Source organism: Halomonas urmiana (assembly GCF_005780185.1).
Taxonomy (GTDB): Bacteria; Pseudomonadota; Gammaproteobacteria; order Pseudomonadales; family Halomonadaceae; genus Halomonas; species Halomonas urmiana.
Map to the genome: position 1 here is coordinate 47028 of NZ_VBUI01000025.1, position 17772 is coordinate 64799.

The 17772-nt window shown below is 70.4% G+C and carries 18 protein-coding genes; 12 read left to right on the top strand and 6 right to left on the bottom strand.

The window, feature by feature from the left end; translation table 11 throughout:
* The first annotated feature begins 52 nt into the window (after positions 1 to 52).
* On the top strand, positions 53 to 742 hold the full coding sequence (trmB, locus tag FEI13_RS15210; RefSeq protein WP_138182368.1) for a tRNA (guanine(46)-N(7))-methyltransferase TrmB: 690 nt from the start codon (positions 53 to 55) through the stop codon (positions 740 to 742).
* 5 nt (positions 743 to 747) lie between these two features.
* Here the strand turns inward: trmB and FEI13_RS15215 are convergent, their stop codons facing one another.
* Positions 748 to 1641 (bottom strand): LysR family transcriptional regulator, encoded by an 894-nt coding sequence (locus tag FEI13_RS15215; RefSeq protein ID WP_138182369.1) that lies wholly within the window; start codon positions 1639 to 1641, stop codon positions 748 to 750.
* 116 nt (positions 1642 to 1757) lie between these two features.
* On the opposite strand from FEI13_RS15215, the gene FEI13_RS15220 reads away from it, so the two are divergent.
* From FEI13_RS15220 to FEI13_RS15250, 7 genes are all read left to right on the top strand, one after another.
* Entirely contained in the window at positions 1758 to 2180 is a 423-nt protein-coding gene (locus tag FEI13_RS15220) for a PACE efflux transporter (RefSeq protein ID WP_240036543.1), read from the top strand.
* Positions 2177 to 2506: a DMT family transporter gene (locus FEI13_RS15225; RefSeq protein WP_138182370.1), complete on the top strand. Its 330-nt coding sequence runs from the start codon at positions 2177 to 2179 to the stop codon at positions 2504 to 2506. Before FEI13_RS15220 ends, FEI13_RS15225 begins: the two co-directional genes overlap by 4 nt.
* Positions 2507 to 2537: 31 nt before the next feature.
* Entirely contained in the window at positions 2538 to 3971 is a 1434-nt protein-coding gene (gene dacB / locus FEI13_RS15230; RefSeq protein ID WP_138182371.1) for a D-alanyl-D-alanine carboxypeptidase/D-alanyl-D-alanine endopeptidase, read from the top strand.
* 19 nt (positions 3972 to 3990) lie between these two features.
* Positions 3991 to 4362 carry a diacylglycerol kinase gene (locus FEI13_RS15235; protein ID WP_138182372.1) on the top strand — a complete coding sequence of 124 codons (372 nt, stop codon included), beginning with the start codon at positions 3991 to 3993 and terminating at the stop codon, positions 4360 to 4362.
* 75 nt (positions 4363 to 4437) lie between these two features.
* The gene (gene glnE / locus FEI13_RS15240; protein ID WP_138182373.1) at positions 4438 to 7431 is read left to right on the top strand and encodes a bifunctional [glutamate--ammonia ligase]-adenylyl-L-tyrosine phosphorylase/[glutamate--ammonia-ligase] adenylyltransferase; all 2994 of its coding nucleotides are present in this window, start codon (positions 4438 to 4440) and stop codon (positions 7429 to 7431) included.
* A 46-nt stretch (positions 7432 to 7477) separates the two neighbouring features.
* A complete protein-coding gene (gene aroQ, locus FEI13_RS15245) occupies positions 7478 to 7909 on the top strand; it encodes a type II 3-dehydroquinate dehydratase (protein WP_138182374.1) in 432 nt (143 codons plus the stop codon).
* A gap of 20 nt (positions 7910 to 7929) precedes the next feature.
* Positions 7930 to 8721 (top strand): M48 family metallopeptidase, encoded by a 792-nt coding sequence (locus tag FEI13_RS15250; RefSeq protein WP_138182375.1) that lies wholly within the window; start codon positions 7930 to 7932, stop codon positions 8719 to 8721.
* Between the two features lie 25 nt (positions 8722 to 8746).
* Here FEI13_RS15250 and FEI13_RS15255 read toward each other — a convergent pair whose 3' ends face one another.
* The gene (locus FEI13_RS15255) at positions 8747 to 9145 is read right to left on the bottom strand and encodes a hypothetical protein (RefSeq protein WP_138182376.1); all 399 of its coding nucleotides are present in this window, start codon (positions 9143 to 9145) and stop codon (positions 8747 to 8749) included.
* A gap of 144 nt (positions 9146 to 9289) precedes the next feature.
* The gene (locus FEI13_RS15260; protein ID WP_138182377.1) at positions 9290 to 10285 is read right to left on the bottom strand and encodes an LLM class flavin-dependent oxidoreductase; all 996 of its coding nucleotides are present in this window, start codon (positions 10283 to 10285) and stop codon (positions 9290 to 9292) included.
* Positions 10286 to 10417: 132 nt separating this feature from the next.
* Between FEI13_RS15260 and FEI13_RS19180 the strand changes: the two genes are divergently transcribed.
* Positions 10418 to 10594: a hypothetical protein gene (locus FEI13_RS19180; RefSeq protein WP_166462141.1), complete on the top strand. Its 177-nt coding sequence runs from the start codon at positions 10418 to 10420 to the stop codon at positions 10592 to 10594.
* 44 nt (positions 10595 to 10638) lie between these two features.
* Positions 10639 to 11346: an extensin-like domain-containing protein gene (locus tag FEI13_RS15265; RefSeq protein ID WP_138182378.1), complete on the top strand. Its 708-nt coding sequence runs from the start codon at positions 10639 to 10641 to the stop codon at positions 11344 to 11346.
* Positions 11347 to 11514: 168 nt separating this feature from the next.
* On the opposite strand, the gene aguA is transcribed toward FEI13_RS15265, so the two are convergent.
* The 3 genes from aguA to FEI13_RS15280 form a co-directional block, all read right to left on the bottom strand.
* Positions 11515 to 12636 carry an agmatine deiminase gene (aguA, locus tag FEI13_RS15270; protein WP_138182379.1) on the bottom strand — a complete coding sequence of 374 codons (1122 nt, stop codon included), beginning with the start codon at positions 12634 to 12636 and terminating at the stop codon, positions 11515 to 11517.
* 8 nt (positions 12637 to 12644) lie between these two features.
* The gene (locus tag FEI13_RS15275; protein WP_166462142.1) at positions 12645 to 14111 is read right to left on the bottom strand and encodes a Na+/H+ antiporter NhaC family protein; all 1467 of its coding nucleotides are present in this window, start codon (positions 14109 to 14111) and stop codon (positions 12645 to 12647) included.
* A 114-nt stretch (positions 14112 to 14225) separates the two neighbouring features.
* Positions 14226 to 15650, bottom strand: coding sequence for an aminotransferase (locus FEI13_RS15280; RefSeq protein ID WP_138182380.1), 1425 nt, complete (start codon positions 15648 to 15650; stop codon positions 14226 to 14228).
* A gap of 415 nt (positions 15651 to 16065) precedes the next feature.
* Between FEI13_RS15280 and FEI13_RS15285 the strand changes: the two genes are divergently transcribed.
* Both FEI13_RS15285 and FEI13_RS15290 read left to right on the top strand, forming a co-directional pair.
* Complete coding sequence (locus tag FEI13_RS15285) at positions 16066 to 17304, top strand: M20 family metallo-hydrolase (protein ID WP_138182381.1); 1239 nt, start codon at positions 16066 to 16068, stop codon at positions 17302 to 17304.
* Between the two features lie 16 nt (positions 17305 to 17320).
* Positions 17321 to 17772, top strand: a 452-nt coding sequence (locus tag FEI13_RS15290) for an aldehyde dehydrogenase family protein (protein WP_138182382.1), incomplete at its 3' end; no start/stop codon positions are given.

Here is a 17772-nt window from a genome sequence, read left to right on the forward strand (position 1 = left end):
ACACGCGGCTGGTAGAATACGCCGCCCTTTTCTCGCTCCCGAGCCCGCTGCCATGACTGCCCGTTCGCGATCCATCGTCAGCCGCCAGACCGGCCCCCATGAGGACCTGCCCCGCCGCGTGGCCCGTGCCCTGGCGCATCCCCTGCGCAAGCCGTTCGCCGCGCATACCCGCGAGGCCTTCGCCGAGGCGCAGGCGTGGCTCGGGCGTCGCGGCGAGGCGCCCCTGATCCTCGATGCGGGCTGCGGGGTGGGGCTCTCGACCCGGCGGCTGGCCGAGCGCCTTCCCGGCTGCTCGGTGATCGGCGTGGATCGCAGCGCCGATCGTCTCTCCCGGGATCATGGACGGCTGCCGGACAACGCCCTGCTGGTGCGCGCCGACCTGGTGGATTTCTGGCGCCTGGCCCTGGAGGCCGGCTGGCGCCCGCAGTGCCACTTCCTGCTCTACCCCAACCCCTACCCCAAGGCCGCGCACCTCAAGATGCGCTGGCAGGGGCACCCGGTGCTGCCGGCGCTCCTGGCACTGGGCGGTCGGCTGGAGCTGCGCTCCAACTGGCGCACCTACGTCGAGGAGTTCGCCCTGGCGGTGACCCAGGCCACCGGCGTGGCGGCCGCGGCCGAGCCTTTCGCGCCGGCGTCCGAGTGCCTGACGCCCTTCGAGCAGAAGTACCACGCCAGCGGCCAGGCGCTGTGGCGGCTGGTGGTCGAGCTGCCTCACGCCCCGGAGCTCGTGCCCGCCGGCTGATGGCGTCAGCGGCCCCGGCGATCGCGGAAGCGCTCGCCGAGGGTGTGGCGCAGCCAGCGGGCGATGGGGCCCCGGTCGGCGTCGCGCCGCGAGACCGTCTCCACCTCGATGACTGGCGCCATGCCGAGCCCTTCGCCCTTGAGCTCCACCAGATCCTCGCGAAAGGGCGGGTAGAGAGCGATATGGCGCGGCACCAGCGCCCAGCCGAGCCCCCGGGTGGCGAGCTCGGCCATGGAGTAGAAGCTGTTGAGCCGCCAGAACTGCGCCGCTATCGGCGCCTGGCTGTCGCCCTCGCCGCGGGAGGCGATCAGCAGCTGGCGATGGGCGGCGAGGTCGCCGACGGTCGGCGAGGGGAGCGCGGCCAGCGGGTGGTGGCGGGCCACCACCAGCGCCTGCTGCAGATGCGCGATGCGGATGCCCTCCAGCACCGGGCCCTGGCCCTGCTGGCGCAGCAGGATGCCGAGATCGGCGGTGCGATCCTCCACCCAGCCGGCGATGTCGCCCTGGGCGCCGTAGAGCAGAGTCAGCTGCAGGGCGGGGTAGTGACGCGCCAGCGCCTCCAGGGTCTCGTCCACCGGCGGCATCTCCACCAGGGCCTCGTCGATGGCCAGCACCAGCCGGGCCTCCTCGCCCTGGGCGATGGCTCGGGCGCGGGCGTCCAGCCGCTGGCACTGGCGGATCACCGCCCGGGCCTCGTGGAGCAGGGCCTCGCCGGCGCGGGTCAGGCGGGGCAGCCGGGCGCTGCGGTCGAACAGCGGACAGTCGAGGTCGGCCTCGAGGTGGGCGATGGCGGTGCTGACCGCCGACTGGGCGCGACCCAGGTGGCGCGCGGCCGAGGAGAAGGAGCCCCGCTCGGCGCAGGCGATGAGGATCTCCAACTGATCGAGGCTCCAGCGCATGGTCGTGACCTATCTGTTTTTCCGATGGTTTCCAACTCGTATCCATCGTCATCATGGCTAGAATGCGGGCCATCGTCGAGGCCTCGCGCCTCGGCCGTTCACGGGTGAGGAGGTGCATGATGCGTTCCTGGAAAGAGCGCGTGACCCACATGGTGCTGTTCGAGGTGCTCGGCCTGGCCATCGTGATTCCGCTGAGCAGCGTGCTCAGCGGCCACGACACCGGGGCCATCGGCGTCATGGCGGTGGGGCTCGCCAGCGCCGCGATGCTCTGGAACCTGGTCTGGAACCGGCTGTTCGACATCTGGGTGCCGACCCGGCGGCGCAGCCTGGCTCAGCGCATCGCCCAGGCGCTGGGGTTCGAGCTGGGCCTGCTCATCGCTACCCTGCCGGTGGTGGCCTGGTGGCTCGAGATCGGCCTGGTCGAGGCCTTCTGGCTGGACCTCGGTTTCATGCTGTTCTTCCTGGCCTACGCCCTGGTCTTCAACACGGCGTTCGATCGCGTGATGCGCCGCCGGCTGGCGCGACAGGAGGCTGCATGACCTATCTCTATCTGGCGCTGGCCATCATCGCCGAGGTGGTCGCCACCAGCGCGCTGAAGTCCTCGGCGGGCTTCACGCGCCTGTGGCCCAGCGTGCTGGTGCTGGTTGGCTACGGGCTCGCCTTCTACCTGCTCGCCCTGGTGCTGAAATCCCTGCCGGTGGGCATCGCCTACGCCTTCTGGGCGGGGCTCGGCATCGTGCTGGTGACCCTGGTGGGCATCCTGGTCTACGGCGAGAAGCCGGACCTGCCGGCGCTGCTGGGCCTGGCGATGATCGTTGGCGGCGTGGTGGTGATTCAGGTGTTCTCTTCGGTCGCGTCCCATTAAGCTTGGGCCCCTCGTGATGCCTGGAGGCCCCATGTTCCGTCGACCGCTTTACTGCGCGCTGCTGGCGCTTTTGCCCCTGCTCGCCGAGGCGAGCGGTTTCTCGCGCCTCGCCGAGCTCACCGACCAGGGCTTCCTGGTCGGCGCCGAAGCGCGGCTGCTCGGCAGCGGCGAGCGCCTGGGGGCCATCGAGCCCGAGCGCCAGCTCTCGCCGGCCTCGGTCTCCAAGGTCTACGTGGCGGCGGCGGCGCTGGAGCGCTGGGGCCCCCAGCACCGCTTCACCAGCCGGCTAGTAAGCACTGCCGAGCCCGACGCCGATGGCGTGCTGGCCGGTGACCTGATCTTCGACGGCGGCGGCGATCCCGCCCTGACCAGCGAGGACCTTTGGCGCCTGGTGCAGCGCCTCCATCAGGCCGGCGTGCGGCGCGTCGAGGGCCGGCTGGTGATCAGTCAGTGGCGCTACGGGCCGGTCGAGTGCCTGACCACCGATCGCTGCCAGGCGCACTCCCGGGTGGCCAACGCCTACAGTGCGCTGCTCTCCTCGGCGGGGGTCAACTTCGGCAGCTGGTGCGTTGCCGTGGCGCCCGCCGCCGCGGCCGGCCAGCCGGCGCGCATCAACAGCTGCGACAGCCGTTCGCCGATCGTCGAGATCGACAATCGCGTCGAGACCCGGCCGGACGACAGCGGTACCGAGCTCAATGCCGAGCGGGTACTGCGCGACAGCGGCGACGTCATGGTGCTGCGCGGGCAGATCTCCACCAATGCCCGGCCGCGCCTGGTCTACCGGGCGAGCTCCGACCCGGCGCGCCAAACCGCCCACACCCTGCGGTCGATGCTCGAGCAGGCCGGCATCACGCTCGGCGACGGCGTCTCGGTAGTGGCCAGCGAACCGCCGGCCGAGGCCCGCCGGTTGGCCGCCGTGGAGGGAAAGCCGCTGCAGGAGCTGCTGCTGAGGACCCTCAACTACTCCAACAACTTCATGGCCGATGTGCTGGCCCTGAACCTGGTCGAGACGCCGCGGGCCAGCCTGGAGCAGGGCGGGACGGCGCTCGCGGCCTTCGCGGCCGAGACCCCTGGCCACGGCCCCATCACGCTGCGCAGCGGCAGCGGCCTGACCCCCGAGAACCGCACCTCGGCGGCCGGGGTGAATGCCCTGCTGGAGCGCATGTACCATCGCCCGGCGCTGTTCCCCAGCTTCGTCGCTGCTCTGCAGTCGCCGGGCAACGGCGTGATGCGCTTCCTTCGGCGCGGCTCGCCCACCTTCCAGCACCACGTCATGCTCAAGACCGGCACCCTCAACCAGCCGGTGGCGGTGCGCGCCGTGGGCGGCTACTTCCGCACCCGCTCCGGGCAGTGGGGGGTGTTCAGCGCCCTGGTCAACGGCACCGCCACCACGCCGTGGCTCAACTGGCGCCAGGTGCTCGACCCGCTGGCCGCCGACCTGGAGACGATGATCGATGCCCACTGAGCCCACCGGAGCGACCGATATGAAACCTGGATACACCGGCTGGCGCCACCTGATTCACTCGACCCGCTACTCGCTCAAGGGGCTCCGCGCGGCCTTCCGCCACGAGGCGGCGTTTCGTCAGGAGGTGGTGGCCTGCCTGCTGCTGATGCCGCTGGCGGTGTGGATCGGCGAGGGCCCGGTGGAGTGGATCCTGCTGGCGGGCAGCTGCCTGCTGGTGCTGATCGTCGAACTGCTCAACAGCGCCGTGGAGTGCGCGGTGGATCGCATCGGCCCCGAGCGTCATGAGCTCGCCGGCCGGGCCAAGGACATCGGCTCGGCGGCGGTGATGCTGGCGCTCGGCCTCGCCGGGCTGACCTGGGGCCTGCTGGCCTGGCAGAAATTCCTCGCCTGAGGCGCCCGGCCGGGTTATGGGGCGGGGCCGGCTTCGCTATGCTGGAGGCATTCGAGAACCGGATGCGAGACGCCCATGGCCCTGCCCGACGACTTCCTGCCGCTGGATGACATTCCCGAGCCGCTGAAGGCTCCCCTGGCGCACACCCGCGACCGACTGGCGAGCTCGCTCGAGCAGGCCGAGAACCTGGCCGAGATGACCGGCAACGACTCCCCGCTGGAGGACTGGCTGTCGCTGTCGGAGGCGCGACGCCGGCAGCTCGCCCGGGTGCTCGCCATCTCCTCCTTCGGCGCCGAGACCCTGGTGCGCGATCCCGAGTGGCTGCTGCATCTGGACGCCAGCGGCGAGCTCGACGAGCCTCCCTCGGGGGAGGCGCTGCGCCAGTGGCTCGACGAGCGGCTCGAGGCCGCCGAGGACGAGGCGGCCCTGCATGCCGCCATCCGCCGCTTTCGCCGCGCGCGCATGCTGGGCATCGTCTGGCGCGACCTGACCCGCCCGCCGGGCATCGACATGTGGGGCACCGCGGCCACCGTGTCGCGGCTCGCCGAGACCTGCCTGGAGGGCGCGCTCGCCTGGCTGGAGGCGCACGTCGCGCCGCGCTGGGGGCGTCCCGCCCCGCGTCGCGACGGCAGCGAGCAGCGCCTGGTGGTGCTGGGCATGGGCAAGCTCGGCGCCGGCGAGCTCAACCTCTCCTCCGACATCGACCTGATCTTCGCCTTCCCCGAGAAGGGGGAGACCGAGGGCGGGCGCAAGTCCCTTGAGCACCAGGAGTACTTCACCAAGCTTGGCCAGCGGCTGATCACCGCCCTGGACGCCGTGACCGCCGACGGCTTCGCCTTCCGCGTCGACATGCGCCTGCGCCCGCTGGGCGACGGCGGCCCGCTGGTGGGCGGCTTCGCCTCGCTTTCCGGCTACTACCAGGATCAGGGCCGCGAATGGGAGCGCTACGCCATGCTCAAGGCGCGCCCGGTGGCCGGCGACCTGGAGGCCGGCGCCGAGCTCCTGGCGAGTCTGCGTCCCTTCGTCTACCGCAAGTACCTCGACTTCGGCGCCATCGAGTCGCTGCGCGAGCTCAAGGCGATGATCAACCGCGAGGTGCGCCGCCGCGGCATGCAGGGCAACATCAAGCTCGGCCCCGGCGGCATCCGCGAGGTGGAGTTCGTGGTCCAGGCCTTCCAGCTGATCCGCGGCGGTCGCGACACCGAGCTGCAGGTCACCTCGCTCAAGACCGCCCTGGAGCGCCTGCCCGAGCTCGGCCTGCTGCCCCGCGAGGTGGTCGACGAGCTGACCCCCGACTACGTCTTCCTGCGTGACCTGGAGCACGCGCTCCAAGCCCTGGAGGATCGCCAGACCCAGACCCTGCCCGACGACGATATCGATCGCGAGCGGGTGGCCCTGGCGCTGGACATGGAGGACTGGCCGGCGCTGATGGCGCGGCTCGACGAGGTGCGCGAGCGGGTGCGGCGCCACTTCGATGCCGTCATCGCCGAGCCCGAGGAGGAGGTCGAGGAGGCCGACGAGCCCGAGGCCACGGACGTCGCCAGCCTGGAAGAGTGGCGCGCGCTGTGGCGCAGCGAGCTGGAGGACGACGAGGCGCAGTCGCTGCTTGAGGAGGCCGGGCTGGCCGAGCCCGAGGTCGCCATGCGCCGGCTGCGCACGCTGCGCCACGCCCGCCCGGTGAAGGCCATGCAGCGCATCGGCTTCGAGCGGCTCGACGCCCTGATGCCGCTGCTGCTCGACGCCGTGGCCGCCAGCGATACCCCCGACATCGCCCTGGAGCGGGTGCTGCCGCTGATCGAGGCGGTGCTACGCCGCACCGCCTATCTGGCGCTGCTGCGCGAGAACCCGGAGGCCCTGGGACATCTGATGAAACTGTGCAGCGCCAGCCCCTGGATCGCCACCCAGCTCGCGCGCCACCCCATCCTGCTCGACGAGCTGCTGACCCCGGAGACCCTCTACACCCCCGCCGACAAGGCGCGCCTGGCCGACGAACTGCGCCAGGCCCTGGGGCGCATCCCCGAGGACGACGAGGAGGCTCAGCTCGAGGCGCTCCGGGTCTTCAAGCACGCCCAGGTGCTTCACGTGGCGGCTTCCGACATCGCCGGCACCCGCCACCTGATGAAGGTCAGCGACTACCTCACCTACATCGCCGAGGTGGTGCTGGAGGCGGTGCTGGCCATGGCCTGGCAGCACCTGACCCGCAAGCACGGTTTCCCGGAGCGTCGCGGGGAAAGTCGCGAAGAGCGGCGCTGCGGCAGCGCGCCGGAGTTCCTGGTCGTCGGCTACGGCAAGCTCGGCGGCATCGAGCTGGGTTACGGCTCCGACCTGGACCTGGTGTTCCTCCACGACGGTGCCACCCAGGGCAGCACCGACGGCGCGCGGCCCATCGACAACGCGGTCTTCTTCACCCGGCTCGGCCAGCGCATCATCCATCTGCTCACCGCCGTGACCCCGGCGGGCAGCCTCTACGAGGTGGACATGCGCCTGCGGCCCTCGGGCAACTCGGGGCTTCTGGTCTCGACGCTCGACGCCTTCGCCGACTACCAGCGCGAGCAGGCCTGGACCTGGGAGCACCAGGCGCTGGTGCGGGCCCGGGTGGTGGCCGGCGACCCCCAGCTGGCCGAGCGCTTCGATGCGCTGCGTCGCGAGATCCTCGGCCGCGAGCGCGACCTCGAGGCGCTGCGCGAGGAGGTGGTGAAGATGCGCCACAAGATGCGCGACCACCTGGGGAGCAAGGGCCAGGGCGATGACTTCGATCTCAAGCACGATGCCGGCGGCATGGTGGATATCGAGTTCCTCTGCCAGTTCGCGGTGCTCTCCATGGGCCATGAGACTCCCGACCTGCTGGCCTACAGCGACAACATGCGCATCCTCGAGACCCTCGAGGCAACCGGGCGGCTGCCCGCCGAGGAGTGCCGGCGCCTGCGCGAGGCCTACCTGGCCTGTCGCACCGCCGCCCATCGCGCGGCGCTGACCGGGGAGCCGGCACGGGGGCGCAACGCCGATTTCCGGGAACATCGCGACACCGTCATCGCACTCTGGCAGCGCCTGCTCGAGCCGGCGTCCTGATGGCTGCCGTCCTCAAACCGACATCACCCTCAAGGAAGGCGACGACATGCACAAGGTACTGGTCCTGCACGGCCCCAACCTCAACCTGCTCGGCACCCGGCAGCCCGAGGTGTACGGCCACGAGACCCTGGAGGACATCGACAACGCCCTCTATGAGCAGGCGGCCCTGGGCGGTTGGGAGATCGCCTGCCGGCAGAGCAACCACGAGGGCGAGCTGATCGATCTCATCCAGGCCGCGCGCCTGGACGGCACCGCGGCGATCATCATCAACCCGGCCGCCTACACCCACACCTCGGTGGCGATCCTCGACGCCTTGAACGCCTTCGACGGCCGGGTGATCGAGGTGCATCTCTCCAACGTCCACAAGCGCGAGGCCTTCCGCCATCACTCCTACGTTTCGCTGCGCGCCGACGGGGTGATCGCGGGGCTCGGCAGCCAGGGCTATCGGGCTGCCCTGGACGCGGTGATGGCGGGGTAGGGCCGATGGGGCGCACGAGGATGAGCCGCGGTCTCTCCGTCCTGGCGGTGCTGCTGGCGCTGGCCGGCTGTGGCGAGACGCCGACCGGGCGATCACAGCTGGCGCTGGTGCCCGAGGGGCTGATGGCCGAGATGGGCGGCGACGCCTTCGCCGAGATGCGCCAAACGCGGCCCATCGAGCGTGATCCCGCCGCCAACCGGCTCGTGCAGTGCGTGGCGCGGGAGCTGGTCGCCGCCGCCGAGACCCGCTACCCCGAGGTGGAGATGCCCGAGGCGTGGGAGGTGGTGGTGTTCGACGACCCCAGCCCGAACGCCTTCGCCCTGCCGGGCGGGCGCATCGGCGTGCACACCGGCCTTCTACGGGTCGCCGAGACCCCCGACCAGCTGGCCGCGGTGATCGGCCACGAGGTAGCTCACGTGCTGGCCGACCACGGCAACGAGCGCTTCACCCAGCAGCTCGGCATCAAGGCGGTGCTGCTGGTGGTGGGGCTCGTCGGCGAGGGAGAACTGGCCGGGGAGGGACTCCGCCAGGCGCTGGGCCTCGGGGCGCGCCTCGGCATCGCCCTGCCGTTCAGTCGTGCCCATGAGGAGGAAGCCGACCGGATGGGGCTCGCCATCATGGCCACGGCCGGTTTCGACCCGCGCCAGAGCGTCGCCCTGTGGCGTAACATGGCAAGGGCGGGCGGTGGCCAGCCGCCGGAGTTCCTCTCCACGCACCCGGCCCACGGCTCCCGCATCGAGGCCCTCGAGCGCGACATGAGTGATGCCATGGCGGCTTACCGCAACGCCTCCAAGACAGGCTGCGCCGGCTAGGCGGTGCCGCCTGCCGCGATCGATCCTAGTCGCGGGAGCGGTCCGCGCGCCCGTCGTCCCTGACCTCGTAGTCGCCCTCGAGTACCTGCTGCTCGTGGGCATGGCTGCCGCTTCGGCGGCTCTCGCGATAGTAGGTTTCGCGATAGTGGACGCCACCGCCCACGTCCTCCGCCTGGTCGGCGCGCATCTGCTCCATGCGCTTCTTCATGCGATGGCGCAGGAAGGGCATCATCGCCCAGCCGATGAGTAGGAAGAACAGTCCCAGCACCATGGCGACGATCATCATGGTGCCGAACAGCAGCCAGAGGAACAGCAGCTTGAGGCCGCCCAGGGGGCCGCCCGGACGTGTCTGACGGGCGCGTTCCTGCCACTGCTGGGCGGCGCGCCAGGCGGCATTGTGGCGGGGATCACGGGAATCGGGCATGCAGGGCTCCGCGGTATCAGGAGAGGTGTCGGCGGCGCCGGCACGTGGGGAATGGTTGCCCCTTGGAGGCCGGGGCGGGGCAATCGTTCCCGCTGCCCCCGCCGTGCGCCGAGGCGCGTGGCGCGGTCGGGTAGTCGCTGTGGCTCATGCGCGCCATGCCTCGGCGACCAGCTCGTAGCTGCGCAGGCGGTCCTCGGCGGCATAGACGTCGGTGTGGAGCATCAGCTCGTCGGCGTCGGTCTCTGCCAGGACGCGCTCCAGGCCCTCGCGCACCGTCTCGGGGCCGCCGATCACCGCGGCGCCCAGGAACTGCTCCACCTGGGCCTGCTCCCGGGGCGACCAGTCCAGCGTCTCCACCGGCGGCAGGGCCCGGGTGGGCGCGCCGCGAATCAGCCCCAGAAACTTGCGGCGCGCCGTGGAGGCGAGGTACTCGGCCTGCAGGTCATTGTCGGCGGCGATCACCGGCAGGCCGACCATGGCGTGGGGCGCCTCCAGCACCGCCGAGGGCCGGAAGTTGTCGCGATAGAGCCGGAGCGCCTCCTGCAGCCGGGCCGGGGCGAACTGGGCGGCGAAGGCGAAGGGCAGCCCCTCGAGGGCCGCCAGCCGGGCGCTGAAGTCGCTGGAGCCGAGCAGCCAGCGCGGCACGCGAGTGCCCTGGCCGGGCACGGCGCGCACGCGCTGGCCCGGCCACGCCTCGTCGAGGAAGCCCTCGAGCTCGGCCAGCCGCTGGGGGAAGTCGTCGATCCCCGCGTGGGGATCGCGACGCAGCGCGGCCATGGTGGGGCCGTCGGAGCCCGGGGCGCGGCCGAGGCCCAGATCGATGCGTCCGGGATAGAGGGTCTCCAGGGTGCCGAACTGTTCGGCAATGACCAGCGGCGGGTGGTTGGGCAGCATGATGCCGCCGCTGCCCACCCGGATACTCTCGGTGGCGCCGGCGACATGGCCGATCAGCACCGCGGTGGCCGCGCTGGCGATGCCCTCGATGCCGTGGTGCTCGGCGAGCCAGTAGCGGGTGAAGCCGAGCCGCTCGGCGCATCGGGCCAGGTCCACGCTCTCGCGGAAGGTGTCGGCGATGGCGCCGCCCTCGCGGATCGGGGCCAGGTCGAGCACGGAGAGCGGAATCTCGTTGAGGCGGGGCATAGGGGCTCCAGTCGTTAGCTTGCTCAACGTTATATGGGGGCGGTCGCCGCGCGTCACAATGGCGGCCGCCGCTGGCTTCGCTTCTTGGCTCCCCTTAAGCTCAGAGAACAGGATGCACAAGGAAGCTTGCTCATGTCGCCCAGGACCTCGGGCTCCCCGTCACGCCGGCGGGGAGCCACTCCGCATCGCCGGTCGCGCCGCATCGACTGGGCGGTCTTCGATCGTTGGCTGGATCGCGTGGTCATCCTGGCCGTCTGCACCGCCCTGGTGGTGGGGGGCTCGGCGCTGATCCTCAGCCTGATACTCTGAGCGCGAGCCCCGGCCATGGCGGGATCACGACGGGAGTGAGCGGGATGCGCGGACGGACCCTGATCCTGCTGCTGGGAATGGTCGGCGTTGGCGTCGGCATCGCCTTCGACAAGGGAGCGTTGACGCTTCCCGTCGGCTGGAACCCCTGGGGACCGCTGTCGGTGTCGGACCCGCCGACGCCGGTGACCCGCTGGAAGCTCGGCCGTCTCAAGGACGATCCCGAGGCGTGCCGGGAGGTGCTGGAGCGCAGCGCCGAACCGGCGCTGGCCTATACGCCGCTGGCCGATCACGAGCCGGTGGCGGGCTGCCCGCTAGAGAACGTGGTGCGGCTCGAGCGCGCGGGCGTGACGTTCAGCTCGAGCTTCGTGGCCACCTGCCCATGGACGGTGGCGTGGCTACGCTACGAGCGCCATCGCCTGCAGCCCGCCGCCCGCGCGCTGTTCGACGAGCCCGTCGCATCGGTGGAACACTACGGCAGCTTCGCCTGCCGCAACGTCTACGGCCGCGAGGACGCCCGCCGCAGCCAGCATGCCACGGCGGAGGCGCTGGACCTGGCCGCCTATCGGCTCGCCAGCGGCCGGCGCATCGCGCTGGCCGGCGACTGGGGCGACGACGATGTCGAGGGTGAATTTCTGAAACGGGCCCGGCAGGGAGCCTGTGATCTCTTCGGCACCGTGCTGGGCCCGGACTACAACGCCGCCCATGCCGATCACTTCCATCTCGGCATGCGCGGCTATCGGGTCTGCCGCTGAACGCGCTCAGCGTTCGACGTTGATGTCGTCCTCGTCGCTAGCGGTCGCCCCCCTCGCGCTGGATGACACCGTCGCCGTCGAGTGTCGGGCTCATCGCACGACCAACACGCCATGAGCAGCCGGAAGAGCCCACACGCCTCGTCGCAAGCGAGGCGCGCGGTGCTCGGTTCAGGGGCGCGGCTGCTGCTGGGTGATGCAGTGGATGTTGCCGCCCCCGAGCAGGATCTCCCGGGCCGGCACGCCGATCACGCGCCGCGTCGGGAAGAGGGCCTGCAGGGTCTGCCTGGCCGCCTCGTCGCGGGCCGGGTCGAGCAGCGGCATCACCACCACGGCGTTGCCGATGTAGAAGTTGACGTAGGAGGCGGCCATGCGGTCTCCCGGCCGGCGCGGGTGCGAATGGCGCAGGCGATCGATGCCGTTGGCCTCGTCCTCGGCGATATGTAGCGGCCCCGGCTGGAGCAGCTTGTGCACCTTGAGCCTCCGGCCCCGGGCGTCCACCGCCGCCTCCAGCACCGCCAGCGCCTCCCGGGAGATGGCGTACTGGGGATCGTGCGGGTCGTCGCACCAGCTCAGGGCCACCTCGCCGGGGGCCACGAAGCAACAGAGGTTGTCGACGTGGCCGTCGGTCTCGTCCCGGTAGCAGCCCCGCGGCAGCCAGACGACGGTCGTGACCCCCAGGGTGTCGCGCAGGACCCGCTCCATGTCGGCCTGGGTCAGGTCGGGGTTGCGGTTGGGGTTGAGCAGGCACTCCTCGGTGGTGATCAGCGTGCCCTCGCCGTCCACGTGGATGGCGCCACCCTCGAGCATGACCGGCACCGTGAAGCGCGTCACGCCGAGCATCTCGGCGATCTTGGCGCGGATCCGCCGGTCCTTGTCCCAGGGAAAGTAGAGGCCGCCGTCGAGGCCCCCCCAGGCATTGAACTCCCAGTCCACCATGGCCAGGCGGCCGTCCGGGTGCGTCAGGAAGGTGGGCCCCACGTCGCGCATCCAGGCGTCGTTGCTGGAGAGCTCCACCACCCGCACCGGCTCGGGCAGCTGGACGCGGGCGTTCTCGTACTGGTCGTCGTTGACGCCGACGAACACCGTCTCGCTCTCGGCGATGGCCGTCGCCACTTCGACGAAGGCCTGCTGGGCGGGCTTGGCGCCGTAGCGCCAGGTGTCGGGGCGCTGCGGCCAGAGCATCCAGCAGGCGTCGTGGGGGGCGAACTCGGCCGGCATGGCGAAGCCCTGGGCGGCCGGGGTCCCGGGGGAGGCGCCCGTCGGGGCGCCAGGGTGATGGTGGGTCGTCATGGCAGTTCTCACAGGTGGCCGACGGTCAGGAATACAACAGTGGCGATGGCCGCGGCAATCAGCACGTAGGGCAGCTGGGTCAGGGCATGGGCCATGGGGGTGCAGCCACTGCCCTGGGCCGACAGTACCGTGGAGTCGCCGTAGAAGCAGGCGTGGCTGCCGAAGGCGCTGGCGGAGATCAGCGCTCCTATCACCAGCGGCATGTTGGCGTCGATGCTGGCCGCGAGTGGCAGCACGATGGGCATGGCCACGGCGAACAGCCCCCAGAACGAGGCGGTGGCGAAGGCCAGGAAGGCCATGGTCACGAAGACCACCGCCGGCAGCATCCCCGCGGTCATCAGCGGCTGCACCGTGGCGATGACGAAGTCGGTCAGCCCCAGCAGGTCGTTGACCTCCTTCAGGGTGAAGCCGGCCACCAGGGTGCCGAGGGGCATGATCATGGCCTTGAAGCCGTCCAGGGCCGTGTCGAAGGTGTCGTGGAAGCTCAGCAGCCGCTGGGCGCCGATCAGCACCAGGGTTACCGCCAGGGCGACGATCACGCCGCGCAGGATGTCGATCTCGAAGTACCAGGTGAAGAAGATCAGGGTGGCGATGGGCAGCAGGAAGTTCAGCAGGTGCGGGCGCGGCTGCTCCTCGTCCACCTCCAGGGCGCCGTCCTCGACCCCCGCGGGCATGCTCTGGCCGCCCGCGGCCCGCGCCTCGGCGGTGCGCATCGGGCCGATGTCGGGCATCCAGCCCAACGCCACCAGCGGCACGATGGCGGCGGCCACCCAGGCATAGAACATGTAGGGGATGGCCTCGATGTAGAGGCCCATGCCGTTGCCGGTGACGTCGTTCTCCTCCAGCAGGCCGCCGAAGAACACCGCCCAGGTGGAAAAGGGCACCAGGATGCAGATCGGTGCCGCCGTGGAGTCGACGATGTAGGCGAGCTTCTCCCGGGAGATGTTGAAGCGATCGGTGATCTTCTTCATCGAGGCGCTGATGGTCAGGGCGTTCAGGTAGTCGTCGACGAAGATGATCAGGCCCAGCAGCCAGGTGGTCAGCAGGCTCTGCTGCTTGGTGTGGATGCGTTTGGCCATGGTGTCGCCGAAGCTGAGCACCCCGCCGGTCTTGACCAGCAGGGCGATCAGGCTACCGAACAGGCCGCAGACCAGAATGATCCAGGTGACGGTATCGTTGCCGAGCACCCCCAGCAGGATGTCCGAGCCCTGGGTGATGACCGAGGTCGGGTCGATCATCAGCAGGCCGACCAGGGTGCCGGCCAGCAGCGATTCGATGGTGCGTCGGGTGAGGATGGCCATGCCCAGTACCACTGCGGTTGGAAGCAGGCTGTAAAGGCCATAGTCGTCGCCGTCGACGAGTGCGAAGTTGCTGAGGCTTGCCATCAGCACGACAACGAGAACTATCAGGCCACCCTTGGTGGCGCTGCCGAAGCCTATGGGGTGGGCCTTCGAGCCTGAAGGAGAGTGTGACATGGTCACTAACCTTTGTTGTTGAATTGTTGTGGTTGATCATTGCGCCGTGGCTCGACCCGCCCGGAAATGCCGAGTGATACATGCGGCGGTTGCCGGCGGGTTACCGTTAACCGATTACAGGTAACCGTCCTTGCGTAGCGATGCCGTGGTGGCGGTGAAGGCCTCGTCGAGGATGGCGACCACCCGGTCGACGGTCTCGCGGGTCCAGATCAGCGGCGGCGAGACGATGTTCAGGTGCCCCACCGGGCGGATGATCAGGCCGCGCTGCTGGGCCTCGGCGGCGACCCGATCACCGACGCGTGCCTCCACCGGCAGCAGTTCCCTGGTCTCCTTGTCGGCCACGTTCTCCAGGCACATCATGAAGTGGCTCCCCCTGACATCCCCCACGGTGGCGTGGTGCGACAGGGTCTTGAGCCGCTGCTCGAGGTAGGGCCCTACCTCGCGGACGTTCTCGCAGATGCGCTCGCGCTCGAGGATCTCGATGTTCTTGAGTGCCGCCGCACAGCTCACGGGGTGGCCGGAGTAGGTGAAGCCGGTGCTCAGCACGCCGCCCTTGCGCTGGGGCGTGCCCAGTACCTCGTAGATCGCGTCGGAGATCAGGGTGGCGCCCAGGGGCGCATAGCCCGAGGACAGCCCCTTGGCGCAGTTGATGATGTCCGGCTGGGTGTCGAACACCGCCTCGGAGGCGAAGACGTGTCCCAGGCGGCCGAAGGCGGTGACCACCTCGTCGGCGATGAGCAGGATATCGTGGGCCCGGCATACCGCCTGCATGCGCTTGTGGTAGCCCTCGGGGGCCACCAGCACGCCGCCGGCGCCCATGATCGGCTCGGCGATGAAGGCGGCGATATTGTCGGCGCCGATCTCGGCGATGGTGTTCTCGAACTCCTGCACCAGATGATCGCAGTACTCGGCCTCGCTCATGCCCTCGGGCCGGCGATAGCAGTTGGCCTCGCTGAGGTGGGTGACCAGGTGGTCGAGGGTGTCGAACGCCCAGTTGTTGCTCTCGATGCCGGTCAGGCTGGCGGCCAGGTAGGTGGTGCCGTGATAGGCGTTATTACGCGAGAGGATGCGCTTCTTGTTCGGCTTGCCCAGTCGATTGAAGTAGTAGTGCACCAGTCGAATGGTGGCGTCGTTGGCCGCCGACCCGCCGCAGCTGTAGAAGACATGGTTGAGGTGCGCGGGGGCCAGTTCGGCGAGCTTGGCGGCGAGCTCCGCGGCGGGGGCGTTGGAGAGGTTATTGAAGGTCGAGAAGTAGGCCATGCGGGTGGCCTGGTCGGCCATGGCCTGGCCGATCTCGGCGCGGCCGTGGCCGACGTTGACGCACCACAGGCCGGCGATGCCGTCGATGAAGCGGTTGCCCTTGGCGTCCTGGACGTAGATGCCGTCGCTGTCGGTGATCAGGTCGCAGCCCTGCTCGAGGAAGACGCTGAAGTCGGTGAAGGGGTGGATGAAGTGATCCCTGTCCTTCTGCCACAGCGCCTGGGCATCGAGGGCGGGCGGCGTGGCGGTGGGGCGGGCGGTGGTTGTCGTTGTGGTCATGGCATTCCCTCCTGTCGAGTGGAGGTCAGCCTAGCCAGGCCCGGCAGCGCCGCGACATATCCTGATTGGGGTATATCGGGGGCTCGCGCCGCCCTCGTAAGGTGAGCTCACGGCACGAATCTGCCCGATCACCGGAGCCGCCGTCGGGATGGACGCCCGGGGCTGATACGTCGACGGGGTTGCGAGGAGGCGCTGTGAACCCTTCCCTGGGCGCTACTTTTGCCCTGCTTCGCTCTCGCGTCCCGCTCCGCTTGCAGGTCCGGTGCTGGCCATCCTTGACCAGCCCGTTCGGAGGAATCCTCCTCACCCATGGCAAAAGACCTCCTCTTCGCCCCGTCCCCGGCGCCCCGGCATCTACAGCGGTGACGGCCCTGCCCGAACAACGACCCACGAACAACGATCAACGAGGCGCACCATGACGACTCCCATCGACGGCCAGCGGTTGTGGAACACCCTGATGGCCATGGCCGAGATCGGCCCCACCGCCAACGGCGGCAGCTGTCGTCTGGCCCTGACCCCCGAGGACGCCGCCGGCCGACGCCTGCTGCTCGACTGGTGCGAGACGCTCGGCTGCACCTGGCGCGTCGACCGGGTCGGCAATCTCTTCATCCGCCGAGAGGGGCGGCGTGAGGATCTCGATCCGGTGGCCACCGGCAGCCATCTCGACACCCAGCCCAGGGGCGGCCGCTTCGACGGCATCCTCGGCGTGCTGGCCGGGCTCGAGGTGTTTCGCACCCTCAACGATCGGGGGCTCGTCACCGAGCGCCCCCTCGAGCTGGTGGTGTGGACCAACGAGGAGGGCAGCCGCTTCGCCCCGGCGATGGTCGCCTCGGGCACCTATGCCGGCGCGTTCGCGGTCGAGGAGACCCTGGCCCGCCGCGACGCCGACGGCGTGACCCTGGGCGAGGCCCTGGCGGCCTGTGGCTTCGCCGGCGACCTGTCGGTGGGCGAGCCGCACCTCGACGGCTACCTGGAGCTGCATATCGAGCAGGGGCCGGTCCTCGAGGACGTCCGGGAGGCCATCGGCGTGGTCACCGGCGTGCAGGGCATGCGCTGGTTCGACGTCACCTTCGCCGGCCAGTCGGCCCATGCCGGTCCCACCCCGATGCGGCTGCGTCACGACGCCCTGGCCGCGGCGGCGCGCCTGATCGATCGCCTGCAGGCCCACGCCCAGGCCGATGCCAGCGGCGACACCCGCGTCACCTGCGGCTGCCTGGAGATCGCGGCGGCCTCGCGCAACGTGATCCCCGGCGAGGTGCGCCTCACCGTCGACCTGCGCCACGTGGCGGAGGCCGAGCTCGACGCCCTCCAGGTGCGCTTCGAGCGCGAGCTCGCCGCCGCCGGCGAGGACTTCGGCGTGGCCGTGTCATCGGAGCGGCTCTGGGCCTCGCCGGTGGTGGCCTTCGATGACGAGTGCATCGCGGCGGTGGAGAGCGCGACCCGGGCCCAGGGCGTGCCCCATCGGCGCATGATGAGCGGCGCCGGCCACGACGCCGTCTATGTCTCGCGGGTGGCACCCACCGCGATGATCTTCGTCCCCTGCCGCGACGGCATCAGCCACAACGAGGCCGAGTACGCCACGCCGGAGCACTGCAGCCTGGGGGCCCAGGTGCTGTGCGACGCCCTGCTCACCCGCGCCGACCGTCCGGCCTGATCCAAGGAAGCCCCCGATGACCACTGCGTTTGACACGATATCCCACCCGACCACCCACGACGACTGGCAGGCGCTGGCCGCCGAGCTGACCGTCGAGCAAGGCCTCGAGACCCGCGCCTTCATCGACGATGCCTTCGTCGATGCCGCCGACGGCGCGACCCTGACCACGATCAACCCGGCCACCGGCGAGGCGCTCGCCGAGGTGGCGAGCTGCGCCGCCGCCGATGCCGAGGCCGCGGTATCGGCCGCCCGGGCCGCCGTCGACGGCGGCGCCTGGTCGCGCCTGGCCCCGGGCAGGCGCAAGGCCGTGCTGCTCAAGCTGGCCGACCTGATGGCGGCGCACAAGCACGAGCTGGCGCTGCTCGACACCCTGGACATGGGCAAGCCGATCACCAGCGCGCTGGGTGACCTGGCCGGCGCCATCGGCTGCCTGCGCTACCAGGCCGAGTGCATCGACAAGCTCTACGG